This is a genomic window from Spirosoma jeollabukense, assembly GCF_054777855.1.
Genome location: NZ_BAAHAD010000001.1, coordinates 257,355 through 273,213 on the forward strand (window position 1 = coordinate 257,355; position 15,859 = coordinate 273,213).

General features: G+C 48.0%; 14 protein-coding genes. 8 read left to right on the forward strand and 6 right to left on the reverse strand.

Annotated elements, in window-relative coordinates:
• Nucleotides 1-18: 18 nt before the first annotated feature.
• Both frr and pyrH read right to left on the reverse strand, forming a co-directional pair.
• Nucleotides 19-579, reverse strand: a complete 561-nt coding sequence (gene frr / locus ACYVEA_RS00985; protein ID WP_093823093.1) for a ribosome recycling factor — start codon at nt 577-579, stop codon at nt 19-21.
• 139 nt (nt 580-718) lie between these two features.
• Nucleotides 719-1,459, reverse strand: a complete 741-nt coding sequence (pyrH, locus tag ACYVEA_RS00990) for a UMP kinase (protein ID WP_461111429.1) — start codon at nt 1,457-1,459, stop codon at nt 719-721.
• Between the two features lie 193 nt (nt 1,460-1,652).
• On the opposite strand from pyrH, the gene ACYVEA_RS00995 reads away from it, so the two are divergent.
• The 5 genes from ACYVEA_RS00995 to ACYVEA_RS01015 all read left to right on the forward strand — a co-directional run bounded on the left by ACYVEA_RS00995 (nt 1,653) and on the right by ACYVEA_RS01015 (nt 6,980).
• Nucleotides 1,653-2,753: an SMP-30/gluconolactonase/LRE family protein gene (locus ACYVEA_RS00995; protein WP_461111430.1), complete on the forward strand. Its 1,101-nt coding sequence runs from the start codon at nt 1,653-1,655 to the stop codon at nt 2,751-2,753.
• Nucleotides 2,754-2,790: 37 nt separating this feature from the next.
• Nucleotides 2,791-4,902, forward strand: a complete 2,112-nt coding sequence (locus tag ACYVEA_RS01000) for a TonB-dependent receptor (protein ID WP_461111431.1) — start codon at nt 2,791-2,793, stop codon at nt 4,900-4,902.
• Nucleotides 4,903-5,005: 103 nt separating this feature from the next.
• The gene (locus ACYVEA_RS01005; protein WP_461111432.1) at nt 5,006-5,641 is read left to right on the forward strand and encodes an ABC transporter ATP-binding protein; all 636 of its coding nucleotides are present in this window, start codon (nt 5,006-5,008) and stop codon (nt 5,639-5,641) included.
• A gap of 8 nt (nt 5,642-5,649) precedes the next feature.
• Entirely contained in the window at nt 5,650-6,723 is a 1,074-nt protein-coding gene (locus tag ACYVEA_RS01010) for a hypothetical protein (protein WP_461111433.1), read from the forward strand.
• Nucleotides 6,724-6,779: 56 nt separating this feature from the next.
• On the forward strand, nt 6,780-6,980 hold the full coding sequence (locus tag ACYVEA_RS01015) for a hypothetical protein (protein ID WP_461111434.1): 201 nt from the start codon (nt 6,780-6,782) through the stop codon (nt 6,978-6,980).
• Between the two features lie 128 nt (nt 6,981-7,108).
• Here ACYVEA_RS01015 and ACYVEA_RS01020 read toward each other — a convergent pair whose 3' ends face one another.
• Both ACYVEA_RS01020 and ACYVEA_RS01025 read right to left on the reverse strand, forming a co-directional pair.
• Nucleotides 7,109-9,766 carry an ABC transporter permease gene (locus tag ACYVEA_RS01020; RefSeq protein WP_461111435.1) on the reverse strand — a complete coding sequence of 886 codons (2,658 nt, stop codon included), beginning with the start codon at nt 9,764-9,766 and terminating at the stop codon, nt 7,109-7,111.
• Nucleotides 9,763-10,098 carry a PadR family transcriptional regulator gene (locus ACYVEA_RS01025; RefSeq protein WP_461111436.1) on the reverse strand — a complete coding sequence of 112 codons (336 nt, stop codon included), beginning with the start codon at nt 10,096-10,098 and terminating at the stop codon, nt 9,763-9,765. The genes ACYVEA_RS01020 and ACYVEA_RS01025 overlap by 4 nt, the downstream gene beginning before the upstream one ends.
• A gap of 496 nt (nt 10,099-10,594) precedes the next feature.
• Between ACYVEA_RS01025 and ACYVEA_RS01030 the strand changes: the two genes are divergently transcribed.
• The gene (locus ACYVEA_RS01030) at nt 10,595-11,563 is read left to right on the forward strand and encodes a hypothetical protein (protein ID WP_461111437.1); all 969 of its coding nucleotides are present in this window, start codon (nt 10,595-10,597) and stop codon (nt 11,561-11,563) included.
• Nucleotides 11,564-12,076: 513 nt separating this feature from the next.
• On the opposite strand, the gene ACYVEA_RS01035 is transcribed toward ACYVEA_RS01030, so the two are convergent.
• Together ACYVEA_RS01035 and ACYVEA_RS01040 are read right to left on the reverse strand one after the other, a co-directional pair.
• Nucleotides 12,077-13,054 (reverse strand): Gfo/Idh/MocA family protein, encoded by a 978-nt coding sequence (locus ACYVEA_RS01035; RefSeq protein ID WP_461111438.1) that lies wholly within the window; start codon nt 13,052-13,054, stop codon nt 12,077-12,079.
• An 83-nt stretch (nt 13,055-13,137) separates the two neighbouring features.
• Entirely contained in the window at nt 13,138-14,457 is a 1,320-nt protein-coding gene (locus ACYVEA_RS01040) for an aminotransferase class V-fold PLP-dependent enzyme (protein WP_461111439.1), read from the reverse strand.
• Between the two features lie 125 nt (nt 14,458-14,582).
• On the opposite strand from ACYVEA_RS01040, the gene ACYVEA_RS01045 reads away from it, so the two are divergent.
• Together ACYVEA_RS01045 and ACYVEA_RS01050 are read left to right on the forward strand one after the other, a co-directional pair.
• A complete protein-coding gene (locus ACYVEA_RS01045; protein ID WP_461111440.1) occupies nt 14,583-14,981 on the forward strand; it encodes a VOC family protein in 399 nt (132 codons plus the stop codon).
• Nucleotides 14,982-15,013: 32 nt separating this feature from the next.
• Nucleotides 15,014-15,835 (forward strand): DUF5694 domain-containing protein, encoded by an 822-nt coding sequence (locus ACYVEA_RS01050; RefSeq protein WP_461111441.1) that lies wholly within the window; start codon nt 15,014-15,016, stop codon nt 15,833-15,835.
• Nucleotides 15,836-15,859 lie beyond the last annotated feature (24 nt).

The following is a 15,859-nucleotide window of genomic DNA, read 5'->3' on the forward strand; positions in this document are numbered from 1 at the left end:
TTGTTGATTTGCAAGGCATTACACCACTAAAATATCCCGCTCCTTGGCCACAAACGTCTCGTCAACCCGGGCGATGAACGCATCGGTTAATTTCTGAACACGCTCTTCACCCACTTTCACCGCATCTTCCGATACGCCGTCTTTCACCAGTTTGCGAATATCATCGTTGGTGGCTTTACGGATGTTACGAATATTGACTTTAGCCGTTTCGGCCTCCTGCTTCACCTTCTTCACCAGATCACGACGACGTTCTTCGGTCATGGGCGGGATACTCAACCGAATCTGCTCACCGTCGTTGTTGGGGTTGAGGCCAAGGTTGGAATTACGGATCGCCTTTTCTACCTCGCCAATGAGTTTCTTTTCAAAAGGCTTGATCACAATGGTACGAGCGTCGGGTGTGTTGATGGAAGCTACTGTATGCAACTGCGAGGGCATCCCGTAATATTCGACCTGAATTCCATCAAGCATGCCAGCGTTGGCCTTACCGGCACGAATTTTGGTTAATTCAATGGACAAGTGCTTAAGTGCCTTTTCCATCGTGTCTTTTGCATCGTCGAGAAACAGCTCGATCTCTTCCATTTTTTTAATTTGTCATGCTGACGAAGGAAGCATCTTCTTTCAGCTATTTTTAGTCACTAATGAACCAAGGCTACCGAAGATGCTTCCTTCGGCACCGGGCTGGTACGGACCGCCTTTGCGGTTCCAGCATGACAAATTTTTACGCAGACTCCGACGCGCATTCGGATGAAATCAACGTACCAACGTCTTCACCCTGAATCAGTCTTACCAGACTTCCACCCTGATTCATGTTAAAAACAATAATTGGCAAATTGTTTTCCTGACAAAGTGTGAAAGCGGTCAGGTCCATAACACTTAGTTTCTTCTCGTAAACGTCGTCGAAGGTAATGCAGGTATACCGCGTGGCTGTTTTATCCTTCATGGGGTCGGCGGTATAAACACCGTCTACCTTGGTGCCCTTCAGCACGGCATCGGCTTCAATTTCAATAGCCCGCAGAGCCGCCGTCGAATCCGTTGTGAAATAAGGGTTACCCATCCCCGCCCCAAAGATAACGACCCGGCCTTTTTCGAGGTGTCGTACAGCCCGACGACGTACGTAAGGCTCACAAACCTGTTCCATTTTAATGGCCGACATCACACGCGTGTACATGCCGTGCTTTTCGAGCGAACTCTGGATGGCCATGGCATTGATGACCGTTGCGAGCATACCCATGTAGTCGCCCTGGACGCGGTCGATACCCGAGCGTTCGCCCGAAACACCCCGGAAGATGTTGCCACCGCCAATAACGATAGCTACCTGTACACCCATGTCGACTACTTTCTTAATCTCTTTGCTGTACTGTTCCAGTACGGCGGGGTCAATGTGGTAGCCGGTAGGCCCAGCCAAAGCCTCCCCACTCAATTTGAGCAGGATGCGTTTATACTTGGTTTGCGATGTCATGAAGGGAAATTTTGCGGGCAAAGATAGGTAAAAAGGGAGGAAGCAGGAAAGAGCAACGGGCGAAGATGGCCTAAAAGGTTGTTGGAAGACCTTTGCTTATGGCCGCTTCCTTTTGTGTGACAGATGTTATTAACGCGTGTAAACTCTATCCAGCATCAGGCGTTATACCTGTACCTCCGACGCTATTTTTCTTATGAAAGTACTATTCGTCACTACGTTCTTCCTCTGTATCAGCCTGATTGTCAAGGCGCAACCGACTCAATCGCCGAAGCTGGAAACAGTGGTCGAGTTTGGCAAACATCAACCCATCGGCCTTGGTGTCTCGGCCGAAAACCGAGTTTTTGTTACGTTTCCAAAAAACCCGGAAAATTACGATTACGGCCTGGTGGAAATTATTGACCGGAAAGCTGGTAAGGGAACGCGACGCCCTTACCCCAATGCCGAATGGAATCAATGGGATTCCCTGAATCCGCAGCATCGATTCATCAATGTTCAGGCACTCTTCGTCGATCAGACCAATGCGCTCTGGGTACTTGACCCGGCCAGCCCTGCGGGCATGAAGGCCATGCCCAACGGCATTAAACTCCTGAAAATCAACCTAGCTACTAATAAAGTGGAGAAAATCTATCGCTTCGAGGATTTACCCCGCGACCGTACGGGGCTGAATGATGTACAGATCGACACGCGTCGGCAGTTAGCCTATTTATCGGACCCAGGGCGGGGCGCCATCGTTGTGCTGGATCTGGCGTCGGGCAAAAGCCGGACGGTGCTGGAGAATGATAAATCCACAAAAGCTGATCCGACTTTTGTGCTGAACATCGACAATAAAGAGGTGCGCGACAGCAAGGGAAACCCATTCAAGAGTAACGTCAACGGCATTGCCCTGACTCACGATTTTAAGTACCTCTACTTTCGACCGATTACGCAAACCAAACTGTTTCGTATCGCCACCGAGTACCTGGCGAACCCGGCCCTCAACCCCGCTGAACTGGTCTCGCACGTAGAGACGATGGGTGAAACGGGCGTCTCGCACGGCATGATCGCGGATAAAGCTGGCAACGTTTACCTGACCGATTCGCCAGACAAATCAATACGTTATTTTACGCCCGCCCGCCAGCTTAAAACGTTGGTGCAGGACGATCGACTACTATGGCCAGACAGTTTCGGCATTGGCTCCGATGGGTATCTCTACGTAACGGCCGCCCAGATTCACCGTACCAAACGCTACAATAACGGCGAAGATAAAGTTAGCTATCCGTTCGGATTATATCGGGTCAAATTGCCAACTCCATAACGCTACGTTGTACTTTTACAGACATTCCTGAAATTACATGCGCAACGTACTTTTACTATTAGCTACTTCAATCCTTGGAGCTTCCTCAACGGTTCTTCTCGCCCAAACCCCTACCCCAACCTCTTTAGATGACACGCTCCAGCTCAGCGAGGTCGTTGTGCGGGGGTACGCCACCAATCGGCGGTTACTGGAAACGCCCGCTTCGGTCGGGTTGCTTACCCGGCGGGATTTGAACCAGCGGTTTGGCATTCCCACGCTCGTACCCGCGCTCAATACGTTGCCAGGTGTTCGGGCCGATGAGCGGTCGCCGGGGAGTTACCGACTGGCCATCCGGGGCAGCGCGATACGTTCGCCGTTTGGGGTACGGAACATTAAGACCTACTGGAATGAATTACCACTTACAGACGCGGGCGGCAACACACCCCTTAATGCGCTGGACGTGCGGGCGCTGGGCCGAATCGAGGTCATCAAAGGCCCCTCAGGGAGTTTGTACGGCGCCGGAACGGGCGGAACGATTCTATTTAGTGGACTGGCCGTTCCGGCCAATAAAAGCAGTGTCGAAGTGTCGGCGTTGGGGGGAAGTTACGGCCTGTATGGCAATGGAATCTCGGTGCAAACCGGCAAGAACAACTCCGCTATTTCGCTTACCTATAATCATTTGCAGTCGGATGGCTATCGGGACCAGAGTGCCGTAGTGCGCGACAATCTGAGCTTGATCGGTTCATTTTCAGTTAGTCCAAAACGGACGGTGTCCGTGCTGGCCTTATATTCAGATTTGCATTATCAAACACCCGGCGGCCTGACCGAAGCCCAGTTCAGAGCAAACCCACGCGCGTCGCGACCGGCCACCGCAACGCTGCCGAGCAGTGCCGCCCAACAGGCGGGCATCTATCAGAAAGTAGGTTACCTGGGGCTTTCGCACGAGTATAAGTGGAACGACCGAATTCAGAATACAACGGTCATTTTCGGTTCCACCACCGATTTTGCCAATCCATTTATCACCAACTACGAAAGACGTACAGATCAGGGACTTGGCGGCCGAACCGTTACGCAAGTTCGGTTTCCAGATGGCCCGCTACCAACAACCGTTACGTTCGGAGGAGAGTTTCTGCGCACGTTTACAGTAGACCGCAACTTTGGCAATCGGCTCGGCATCGCTGACACGATCCAGACTGACGAAGAATTAATAGCCCGGCAATCGACACTTTTTGCCCAGGCCGAAGCGGAACTTCCCGCTCGTTTCCGACTGACAGCGGGTCTGAGCCGCAATAACGTTAGCTATGATTTCACCCGCTTTCCAACACGGGCCGTTGGTGCATTGCCCGCTACGTTGCTGGCCCGAACCTTTTCGCCGGTATGGCTGCCGCGCGTCTCGCTGCTCCGCACCTTTGGCCAGAACGTATCAGCTTTTTTGAGCATCAGCACCGGGTATTCTGCCCCATCGAGTCAGGAAGTTCGACCGTCGGCGGGCGGTTTTAATACGACACTTAACCCTGAACGCGGCACCAGTTATGAGGTGGGCGTCCGTGGCTTAGCGATCAACAGCAAGCTTCGTTTTGACGTTGCCGTATATCAGTTTCAGCTCCGCGAAACCATTGTCCGTCGGTCAGATGCCGCTGGGGCCGAATACTTTGTCAATGCAGGACGTACTGATCAGCAGGGTCTGGAAGCCCAGTTAGCCTATGATTTCGTTTCACCTTCGGCTACCCCGGCTTCCTTTTTCTCACTGGTCAGATTCTGGAACACCCTGACGCTCACGAATTATCGGTTTAAAGACTACCAGCAAGGCACAGCCGACCTGTCGAACAACCGGGTACCGGGCGTAGCGCCAACCACCTACGTAACGGGCCTGGACGCCGAAACCCGATCGGGATTTTATGCGCATGTGACGTTCCAGTTCCTGAAAGAATTTCCACTCAACGATGCCAACACCGCGTTGTCGGACCCTTATCAATTGCTACAGGCAACGGTGGGGTACCGGCGGTCGCTGGGCAAAAACTGGGGGCTTGACCTTTACGCCAGTGGCGACAATTTACTGGACCGAACCTACTCACTGGGTTACGACCTGAATGCTGTTGGCAACCGCTATTTTAACGCAGCTCCCGCCCGTAATGGCGTCGGTGGCGTTCGGTTGAGTGTGAAATGGTAACAGGCATGATGAATTATAAATGATGAATGATGAATTTTGCCCATAATGCTAAGCATTACAAGAGAACTCATTCATCACTTATAATTCATCATTCCTGTTACCATTGCTTACCGTCACTAATTTCACCAAATCATACAGTGGCCGCACTGTTCTGACGGTACCGGAACTGCATCTGCCGCCCGGTATCCATTATTTTCGGGGAGGCAACGGCTCCGGGAAAACCACGTTTTTTCGAACCGTAGCGGGTCTGTTGCCATTTTCAGGGGAAATTTTACTGGAAAATCAGTACGAAATCAACCACGCCCCCGTCGCCTACCGATTTCGCGTCAATTATGCTGAAGCAGAACCACTTTACCCCTCCTTTCTAACCCCCCGAGACCTGGTCGGATTCGTTGGACAGGCCAAGAAAGCGCCAACTGGTCAAGTCGATACGTTGCTGGAAACGTTGGGCGTAGATAAATTCTGGACACAAACGACCGGTACGTTTTCGAGTGGGATGCTCAAAAAACTATCCTTACTGCTGGCCTTGCTCGGAGAACCCCGGCTTGTATTACTCGACGAACCCCTGACGACTGTAGACGTAGCAACAGCCGCAAAGCTGTTTGACTATATCCGGCAACTCCGCACCGAACAGAACGTATCATTTCTGCTCACGTCGCACCAGGATATCAGCCTGACGGGCCTCGACCTAACCAGCGCCTGGCAAGTTGGTGAGGGAGTTATTACAGCCGTAAACTGACCCAGCCAATGCTGACTTTTTTATACCGTATTTTCGTTGGTCCGTTTTACGCCAAAAATGCCGGTACGTTTCTGGTTATCTTGTTGCTGGCGTTTGGCTTTCTGAGTGCCCGTGAACACAAAGCGCTCATTACTGCAGCTCTCGGCTCGCCGTTCCTTTTAGGTATCGTGTTCGTTCTGTGGGGCCTGTATTTGCTAAAAACTACCTCATTTGTCCGGCAGATGTTAAGTGCGCCTGAGCATTTGTTTCTGCAATCCTTCTGGCTCGTGCCGAACGTAACACGCTTTACGCTATGGCTGGCGGTACAAACGGCCCTGTTATTTCCTGTCATTGCCTATGCAGGCTGGATGGTTCAACTTGGAATAACCTATCAGAAATGGGATTCACTGAGTGCTATTGTTGTATGCGTAGTGAGTTTGGTTTTGACAGGGGCTACAATGAACGATTACCGCCTGCGCCATCCAAGCCCCGATACGTTCCGCTTACCGCATCTTAGCATCCGGCTGCCTTATGAGCTGTTCTTTCCGACGTACTGGCTCCGATACGAACCGCTCTCGCTCGTGCTGACAAAAGCCTTCTCTGGTCTATTATTAGCGGGCGTTTGTCGGCTCTACCCAACCGACGATTATGATCAGCGATTGTTACTCATCGGCCTGATGCTAGCCATTTTAGGGCATTCTCAGGTGAGTGGGCAAGTCAGCGCATTCGAGCGGCAGTATCTACTTATTCTGCCGAACCTGCCGCTATCCTGGTTACAGCGTTTTGGCCGATACGCACTCACCTACGGCCTGATCTGGCTCCCTGAATGGCTGATTCTTCTACGTAACTGCCCCCCTGACGTCCGGCTCGACTACATCAATTGGCTCTGGTTGACGGGCTGGGGCTGGCTGATGTTGATGCACAGCCTTGCATACGGTCGCGACATTGTGCCCGACCGCTGGTTAACGGGCGTGTTTGCAGGCTTCATTATTGGTTTGATGGCCATTATGTTCGGGCTACCCGCTGGTGTATGGCTGGTGTTGGGTTGGCTGGGGGCAGTGGGATATTGGTATAGATCGTTTACCACACGTAGCAGTATATAACAATCAACTTTTCTGATTAAAAAATTGTATCTTGGATGATATTAATCACGACAACGATGGAAACGCAACAGCCAACAACCAAAGATCGGGAAGCGTACGAACGTTTCCTGAAGGGTGTCAAGCGGATGGTCGCTGAAAAAGAAGAAGAGCGCAAAACCGCTGCCGAACGCTATCAGAACGACCCTGAAAAACAGGCGCTTGTAGCCGAACTAAAACGCAAACAAAAGGAACGTGGCACACCCTACATTAATTTATGAGTTTGGCTTTCCTGGAGATGACAACAATACCTATAAATTCACAACTGATGTAGGCTCACTACCAGTCTCTACACGACATCATCACTGAATTTCAGCGCGTCGCCAACGGCTACAACGACCCGAAGTAATCATTCGCTTTTCAATACGTTAGCAGGGTTCTTACGGGCGGCTTTTAGTGTTTGTGAGCCAATCAGTAAGAAGGCCAGGAACATCACGATTACGACGCCCGCCAACAATTCGCTCAGGCCAATGGGCTGGTGGTAGGCGAAGTTGGTTAAAACCACTTTGTCGAAGAAGAAGTAGGTAGCCGGAAGCGCCACGAACGTAGCAATCATGAGCATACTCAGAAATCCTTTGCTCAATAAATAAATCAGCCCTTCTTCGCTGGCTCCCAGCACTTTACGGATACTGATCTCTTTCAATCGGGTTTCAGTTGTGAACACCACCATGCCAAATAAACCCAGCGAGGCAATGCAGATGGCCAGAAAGGCAATAAAGCCAATTACCTTCACCATGACCACAAACTGACTGTAGGCCAGTTCAATCTGATCGTCGTAAAACTTGGCATCTAGGGGGTGAATCTTGTCAATCCTGCGCCAGGCATTGTCAATACTTGCCATCGTGGACGACAAATCGGTGGACGAAATCTTGACATTCAGATACCCCCAGGGTTCGTCGGACGAATAGCGGAACATGACGGGTTCAATCTTCTTGTCCATCGTTCCATAATGGAAATCCTTTAGTACACCCACAATGGCCAGCTTCTTTCCGTCTACGGTTATCATTTTACCAAGGGCTTTTTGCGGGTCTTTATTGGCAATATTGAACCGTTTCAGTACCTGTTGATTCACAATAACTTCGCTTTCTTCACCCTTCTTCGGACGTAAGGTGAAATTTTTTCCGGCTATCAGCTTATGGTTGTGCACGGGTAAATAATGTTCATCAACCAGATTTAGCCAGACCATCGCCGAGTCGTCCGGATTTGTGTATTTCATGCTGGTACCATGAATGCTCCCCAGGCTTGTGATCATCATCGATTGAGAGATTTCACGTACTTCCGGAATTTCGGCCAGCTCTTTTCTCAGGAGATTTCCTTTATTCTGCTGCAATCGGATATTCAGAATATTTTCGGTAGTGAACCCTAAGTCGAACGAGAGAAACCCCCGGTATTGGTTATACCCAATTAAGGTGGTAGCAATGAAAATCAACGAGATGGTATACTGAATGACAATCAACGCTTTGCGCATGCTGACATGCCGGAATACTTTCATCGTTGATACGTCTTTGATCACCTGTAGGGCGTTGATGCGGGAGAAAAACAGCGCAGGAAAAAAGCCAGCGACCAAACCAACTACCACCGCCATCACGACAAAATAGAGAATGATTTTGGGTGACAGGTTGAGCGAAACCAGATCGCTGATATGTGAGTCGAGTGCCAGAAACTGAGTCCGCAGGAACAGAAACAGGCCAAATGAAAACACCAGCGCCAACAGGGCGATAAGTACCGATTCGGCCATAAACTGGCCAAGCACGTGGCTTTTCAGCGCACCGATAATTTTGCGAATGCCTACTTCGCGCGAGCGACGCAACGAACGGGCAATGGAGAGATTGGTGTAGTTAAAGCAGGCCGAGAGCATAACGATGAGTGCCAGACCGCCCAAAATCCAAATGACCATGGGCATCATGGTTGGCCCAATGGCGTTTTCAAGTTTCCGCCCCAGGGCGGCTTCTTTTAGTGGCTGTAGCGCTACTGTATATTTTCGGTTCTTTATAACGGCATTTTCCTGCGTGTTTAAGGTAGCCAGCGTAGCCTGCACCGATTCAGGGGTCTGCGTTGAGGGCAGAACGATGTACACATAGTTCTGCCAGATATTGCCCCAGCTATAGAAATTGGGGTCTTTCCTGGATTCCAGTATGTCGGCGGTAGCGAACGAAACTAAAGCGCCAAATCGAAGGTGGGACAATTTAGGCACCTCTTTGGCTACGCCGGTAACTGTATAAGTCAACGTATCAAACCGTACGATTTTCCCTAGCGGGTCGGCCTCGCCAAATAGTTTTTGGGCTGTTTTCTCGGTCAATACCAACGAATAGGGCTCTTTCAGGGCGGTGGCCGGATCACCTTTTAGTAAGGGGAACGTAAATACCTTAAAAAATGAACGATCCGCATAAAAGGCGTCGATCGGTATAATCGTCTCGCCAACGTGCGCATCGCCCGAAAACCCATTGCGGAGAATCGTTACGTCTTCCACGCCCGCCACCGTTTCCCGAATTTTCTGGCCGACCTTAACCGATGTAGACGCCAATTCCATAGCGGGTTGATCCCGGTCCTGATACGTCGTGATGACGCGGTACGTCCGGTCTTTTTTTAGTTGAAAATCATCGTACGAACGTAAATCCGTAGTCAGGGCAATGACGAGCAAGCCCACTGACATGCTCACGGCCAGCCCGAAGATATTGATAAAGGAGAATAATTTGTTGCGCACCAGGCTGCGCCGGGAGGTTTTAAGGTAGCTGCCAATCATGATCCAATGGATGAAGAGGTTAATGAAATCGGGTTTGCGAACGGTATACGGCCTGAAAAATTTCAGCGCATCGAGGCAGTAAATCAGCCGGGCTCGTTTGACTCCTTTGGTTTTCAGGTTGCGGGCAAAGTATTCATTCAGATCCCCCTGCAAGTCTTCGAGCAGGTCGGGCCGACAATACCAACGGATCAGACGCTGCGCCCAGCGGGGTGGCTGTGGCGACTCAGCCTCTGACCGATCGTTCTGGCTGTCAAATCGTTTCATATCGAGCCTTCCAGATTAAAACCGGGAATACTATTCCAGAGCGATTCACGTACTTCTTTGGCTTTGGTGATGGCTACTTTTCCAGCGTGCGTTACTTCGTAATAGCGCTTTCGTTTGCCTCCGCGTGCGCTGGTCGATTCGCCCATTCTGCTTTTCACCAGTCCCTTCTCTTCCAACCGATTCAGCACGGCATGGACAACGCCCAGCTTTGCAGCTCGGCCTGTGTGCTTTTCCAGTTCATCGCAAACGGCCACGCTATAGGCGTCATTAACCAGCGCGGCAATCGTCAGCAGCACCAGTTCTTCAAATTCTCCCAGGTTAGTCCCCTTCATGGGCTAGTTCAATCAGTAGTCAGAATCCATTAATTCACCAAATGTATGTAAAATTGCTTTTATTAATTTAGTATTTGTATGTAAAATATATTTTCTGACAGAATTATAGAATCCGACTCGTTGGTTCAGTACTTAAGAACCATCAGGGCCATTGTACCAGAAATCCTGAATACCGTTTAGTTACTTCGCAGAATTACTGTTTGGAAGTTATAGCGATAAAGCATTCCTTTAAGCTATAGTCAAGTTTCAACAGATAAAAGCTTATGAAACTAAGGGTGACTTATAATATGAGAAATCTAGTTCTATAGCACGTAGCTCTGCTACACGTCTAAGTTTGTAGCGACTAGTAAACACTATTTACTTGTAAATTGAAATTAGACAATCTTTTTTTCTACAATACAAATGCAAGATTGATTTAACAGCGTGAGTATGTATTTATTTACTAAATACGCTACTTACATATTCAACAATAACCCTTATAAGTTCAAACATATATATGAATATCTCAGAAGAGCAAAAGTCAATTAAAATCAAAATACCTGTATATGTTTCCGAATTGACAGAAAAACCTACTGGCTTATTTGGAGCAATTACGCAACACGAAATGATAGATAAAATCAAGAAAAACATAGATGATTTTAACAGAGAAGCAATTATATTAAAATCTAAAAGGAAAAATAAAACGTTCGAAAAAGGCATACAGGGCATTTCCTATGAGGAAATTAAAATAAATACTGAACCTACTTTATTATTAAAAATCACAGCTTTCAACACCAATTATAGCGATGGCTATTTTGAAAAGGATAATAAAATAGAATTTACCAGAGAATCTAAAATTGGGAGTGAAAACAACTTTGTACTTATATACCCTCTTATAGAAGGAAATGATTTTCATTCTTTTCGATATCAGTGGGTGATTTTAATTTACGAAGACCCGAATAAGGAGAGCTCAGATATAATAAGTAGTGCAAAAATAGCGTTGAGCAAAATTCTTAAAATAAAAATAAAAAACATAAAATTAAAATCCGCACTTGAAGCTATTGAGAGAGAGGAAACAATACCTGATGTAATCATAAGGGTATCCTCTGTTGATTACGACTATGAGTCAGATATGCCAATATTCAGGACGTATCTGGTGGGTAGCCAAACTAGAATAATAACTGAAAGCCATTATAAAGATCTACCTGCTGAAAGTGCAATCAATCTTATCTCAACGTCAGCGCTTAAGAATGTGGCTTTTAGAGCGGTTAAACGTTTTATTAAAGGGAAAAAGGAAATAAAATTCACTCAATATTCTAATGAAGAGGTAGGCGATTCTATTAAGCAAATGGTTGAAGAAATATACAACTCTGAGACGGAAATTACCGAAGAAGACTTGAAAAATAATATTTATAATATTAACTTTATCATGAACACAATGCAGCCAGTATTATTTGAGTATTTAAGCCAAATCGATGGAAAATAAAACGATTTTAGAGCTGCTATCTGATGTAGCAAATTTCAATTTAACCATGTTTGGAATATCAATGTCTATTTTTACTGTTTTGTATGCGTTCATATTAAGTAGAAAAGATAGTTTAAGAGAGTTGAGTGACATTATAAAAAGTACCCAAGCCTCCCCTAGTCAAATGCGCAGATCATCACTTTTTATAATGCATACCAACAAATGGACGCAATTAAATAGTCATTTACGAAATATAGTTGCGACTTCTTTTCTTTTATATTGTACAAGCATAATATTAAAATACCAAAAAATAAGTGAGCATATTAAATACATCTCCTTTTCAGTATTTGGATTGACAAGTATTTTATTTATCTACATTGTCATTATATTAATCTTAGTCTTTAACAATTATAAGAAAAGTGTATTGGTAGTTTGATATTGATACTTCTAATTCCGAACACTTCTTTAACTACCTTCTTAGCAATAACACTTTTTTACTATTCAATACCAGACATAGGCTCGTTAGACTTTCTACTACGCCGTTATCCAGTCGATTAGTTCGTTAGCGCGAGCGCCGGTTTCGCCTGTGCTGGGGCTTCTGCTTTCACCCCGTAAATCCCTCACAATCAAATCGATCAGAGGCTGTTGTACGTGCTCTGGAAATGGAATGTCGTAATTCTCCACGCCCATTTCTGTTTCGACCCGGATGAAGTATTTTTCGAAGAACGAAAACGTCAGTTTCCCTTTGGAGCCAATGAACTCGGTTTGCTCAAGACGTTGCTCTTTATTTACGGTGAAGCACCAGCTTCCGGTGCCGAGAGCGCCGGATTCGAATTCAAAATTTGCCATGACAATGTCGTCGGCCTCATATAAACCAGCCTGATTCCGGGAAATTCCGCTGGCCGTTTTGATAGGGCCGAGTACGTATTCCAGGAAATCGAACTGGTGAGAGGCTAAATCGTGGAAAAGCCCACCCCCTGAAATGTCTGGAGACACCCGCCAGTTTGGTTCTGGCCCTTCCCCTAACTCTCTGGCGGCTGGTTGCCAGTTCAACTGAACGCGCACGTAGCGAATATCGCCAATGGCGTTCGTGTCAACCAGCTCTTTTATTTTCAGAAAATAGGGAAGCGCCCGACGATAAAACGCGACAAACAGCGGCATGCCCGTTTCCCGACTCACCTGATTCATAGCCTCGCATTCGGCGGCATTCCGCGCCATCGGCTTTTCCACGTAGACCGGCTTGCCCGCCCGCATCGCCCGAATGGCATAGTCCGCATGACTACCGGGGGGTGTCGCTACGTATATCGCGTTGACATGGGGGTCATTAATCAGGGCGTCGGCATCGGCATACCAGGTTGGTACGTTATGCCGTTTGGCATAATCGGCGGCCTTTTCGGCATCTCTCCGCATCACCGCTACCAGCTTCGAATGCGGCACTTTATTAAATGCCTGCCCACTTTTCACTTCCGTTACGTCTCCGCAACCAATAATTCCCCAATTTATTTGATCCATACTGTTCGATACGTAGCAAGCGCTGTAGCCTGTTACGCAAGAAGGATCAATCGGGAATTTTCTACCAAAAAACGACCTCTACATTAATCGGCTTTTTTCTGCTTGCTGGCCACGGCCTGTTTTTCGGATAGGGCGGTAATGGCAGCCACCAGTCGGTCGAGGTCTTTGGGCGAATGATACACGTGGGGCGTTACGCGGACGCCGTGAATATTTTCCCAGTCAATGCCCGTCGTATGGATTTTGTACTTGTTCAGCAACACACCGTCCACTTCGCTGGTTTTCATGCCGTCGATGGAAAACAGTGCAACGGCTCCGGCAAATTCGGGTTTGAGCGAGGTATGAATTTTTACACCGGGCAACTCCTTGACCTTCTCCATCCAATAATTCTTAAGGTAGTGCGCCCGTGCAAACTTTCGGGCCGTTCCAATGCTGTTATGAAAGTCGACAGCCGTGCCGATTGCCATTTCGGACGCAAAAGAACGCGTACCCAGACTCTCGAATTTGCGAATATCAGGCCCGTCGGGTTCGTTGTTCGACAGTAACGCCCATACGTTACGTATCTTGTTTTGCCTGATGTAGAGCATGCCACTACCAAAGGGTGCACAAAGCCATTTGTGCAGGCTGGTCGCGTAATAATCGGCACCGAGATCAGGAATTTTGAAGTCGAATAACGCAAACGAGTGCGCTCCATCGGCAATCACTTCAATGCCGCGCTTGTGAGCTTCATCCGCAATTTTCCGAACGGGCATGACCTGCCCAATCCAGTTGATCATGTGCGTTACGTGGACCACTTTTGTTTTGGCTGTAAATGCCTTAACGTACTGATCGACAAGTGCATTTTCATTTTCGCTGGGCAGATCCAGGTTTAAATACACCAGCTTGATGCCATCACGTTTTTCGCGCTGTTTCCAGGCGTTCAGCATGTTTGGGTAATCCTGTTTCGTTAAAACAACCTCATCACCGGGTTTGAGATTCAGGCCAAAAATAACGGTATTCAGTCCTTCGGTGGCATTCCGGTTAATGGCGATTTCTTCGGCAGAACAGCCGCCTAAATCAGCCAGTTTCTCGCGTAGCGATTCGCGGCCCTGATCCAGAATTCGCCACATGTAATACGACGGCGCTTCGTTGGAGTACTGATAAAAACGGATGTGCGCATCCTGAACAACTTTCGGCTGCGGACAAACTCCTCCGTTATTGAGATTCAGCAACGTTGGCGATACTGTATATTCTGACTTTACCCACGACCAGAAATCCTCGTCCTGCGCCCACTGAGCGGCCGATTTCAGTCCGGCATCAGCAAAGGCAGCGGGTCGGGCAAACGTTTCGGGTAAAAATTGTGGGAGCGTCAGGGCACCGGTTGCTGCAGCTGCGGTTTGGCGAAAGAAGGTTCTGCGAGTCGACATGGCTGTATGTACGTGAGGATGAACGAGGTAGGGTAAAAATACATGTTTTTAACCCAATAGCAAACAAAACCTAGGGCACTAGTACGTTTCGCCATAGATAAATTTAAAATCACTTTCTTAGCAGTATGAAACAACGTATCGCCCATATCACCCTTGTCGTCGATGACTACGACGAGGCCATTACATTTTATACTGGGAAGCTCAATTTCACGCTTATTGAAGATACAATCCTCAGTGAATCAAAGCGCTGGGTATTGGTTGCGCCTGCCGGTAGCGAAGGGGTATCGTTATTGCTTGCCAAAGCCGACGGAGACGAGCAGCGAAGCCGCGTTGGCAACCAGACCGGCGGACGCGTTTTTCTGTTTTTGTTTACGGATAATTTCTGGCGGGATTATTCCAATATGGTCGCTAACAACATAAACTTCGTACGACCGCCGGTTGAGCAGCCCTACGGCACAGTAGCTGTTTTTGAAGATTTATATGGCAACCTGTGGGATTTTATTGAACCCAGAACGGCTCTCTAATACGTGTAAAATCTCTCTCCATCAACCTACTTATGTATCGAATCATCAATTACCTGACTGCTTTTTTAGTCACTACGTCTGTTTGCGCACAGCCAACGCCTAAAATCAAAATTTTACTACTCGGTACCTTCCACTTTGCTGAAACCGCCGATAAGGGCAAAACTTCCTTTACGGATCTGTTTTCGGCGAAGCGGCAGCAGGAACTTCAGCAACTGACGAGCCAGTTGGCCCACCTGAAGCCCGATAAAATATTTATTGAGAACGAACCCGATCAGCAGGCACACTGGGATAGTCTTTATAGCACGTATCGCCAGGGCAAGCTCGACACAACGGCGCTACGTAACGAGATTTTTCAGGTGGGCTTCCGAATTGCGCGTAAAGCGGGCCTGCCACGGGTAGTTTGTGTCGATCATCAGCAACCACTTCCGTACGACAAACTGGCTACCTTTGAGCAACGGACCAGTAAGGATTCGGTGGCGCTACGTAAAATGGCTGGGTACAAATTGCTTAGCCTGCCGTATCCATACCCAAAGAAGACCCAAAAGTTGGCCAGCTCAACACTCCGGGACTACTACACCTATATCAATTCGGCTGAGTATGACGCCGGAAACCGAGCCGATTATTTCGTTTATGCGCCCGCAGGAGGCTATGACAATGACTATACAGGCGTTGAGTTTATCACGAGCTGGTATGATCGTAATGCCAAAATTTTCACCAATATTTTACGCCAGGCCGAGCCAACGGATAAGCTACACATTGTGCTGTTCGGGTCTTCACACATGCTACCTCTGCGGCACTATTTCCAGACGCACCCGTTTTTTGAAGTAATCGAAGTCGCAGACGTATTGAAATGAGTACAAACCAATAGCGTGTGTTTG

Coding starts and splice junctions, on each gene's coding strand:
- frr (WP_093823093.1), bottom strand. CDS start 579: ATGGAAGAGATCGAGCTGTTTCTCGACGATGCAAAAGACACGATGGAA.
- pyrH (WP_461111429.1), bottom strand. CDS start 1,459: ATGACATCGCAAACCAAGTATAAACGCATCCTGCTCAAATTGAGTGGG.
- ACYVEA_RS00995 (WP_461111430.1), top strand. CDS start 1,653: ATGAAAGTACTATTCGTCACTACGTTCTTCCTCTGTATCAGCCTGATT.
- ACYVEA_RS01000 (WP_461111431.1), top strand. CDS start 2,791: ATGCGCAACGTACTTTTACTATTAGCTACTTCAATCCTTGGAGCTTCC.
- ACYVEA_RS01010 (WP_461111433.1), top strand. CDS start 5,650: ATGCTGACTTTTTTATACCGTATTTTCGTTGGTCCGTTTTACGCCAAA.
- ACYVEA_RS01015 (WP_461111434.1), top strand. CDS start 6,780: ATGGAAACGCAACAGCCAACAACCAAAGATCGGGAAGCGTACGAACGT.
- ACYVEA_RS01020 (WP_461111435.1), bottom strand. CDS start 9,766: ATGAAACGATTTGACAGCCAGAACGATCGGTCAGAGGCTGAGTCGCCA.
- ACYVEA_RS01025 (WP_461111436.1), bottom strand. CDS start 10,098: ATGAAGGGGACTAACCTGGGAGAATTTGAAGAACTGGTGCTGCTGACG.
- ACYVEA_RS01030 (WP_461111437.1), top strand. CDS start 10,595: ATGAATATCTCAGAAGAGCAAAAGTCAATTAAAATCAAAATACCTGTA.
- ACYVEA_RS01035 (WP_461111438.1), bottom strand. CDS start 13,054: ATGGATCAAATAAATTGGGGAATTATTGGTTGCGGAGACGTAACGGAA.
- ACYVEA_RS01040 (WP_461111439.1), bottom strand. CDS start 14,457: ATGTCGACTCGCAGAACCTTCTTTCGCCAAACCGCAGCTGCAGCAACC.
- ACYVEA_RS01045 (WP_461111440.1), top strand. CDS start 14,583: ATGAAACAACGTATCGCCCATATCACCCTTGTCGTCGATGACTACGAC.
- ACYVEA_RS01050 (WP_461111441.1), top strand. CDS start 15,014: ATGTATCGAATCATCAATTACCTGACTGCTTTTTTAGTCACTACGTCT.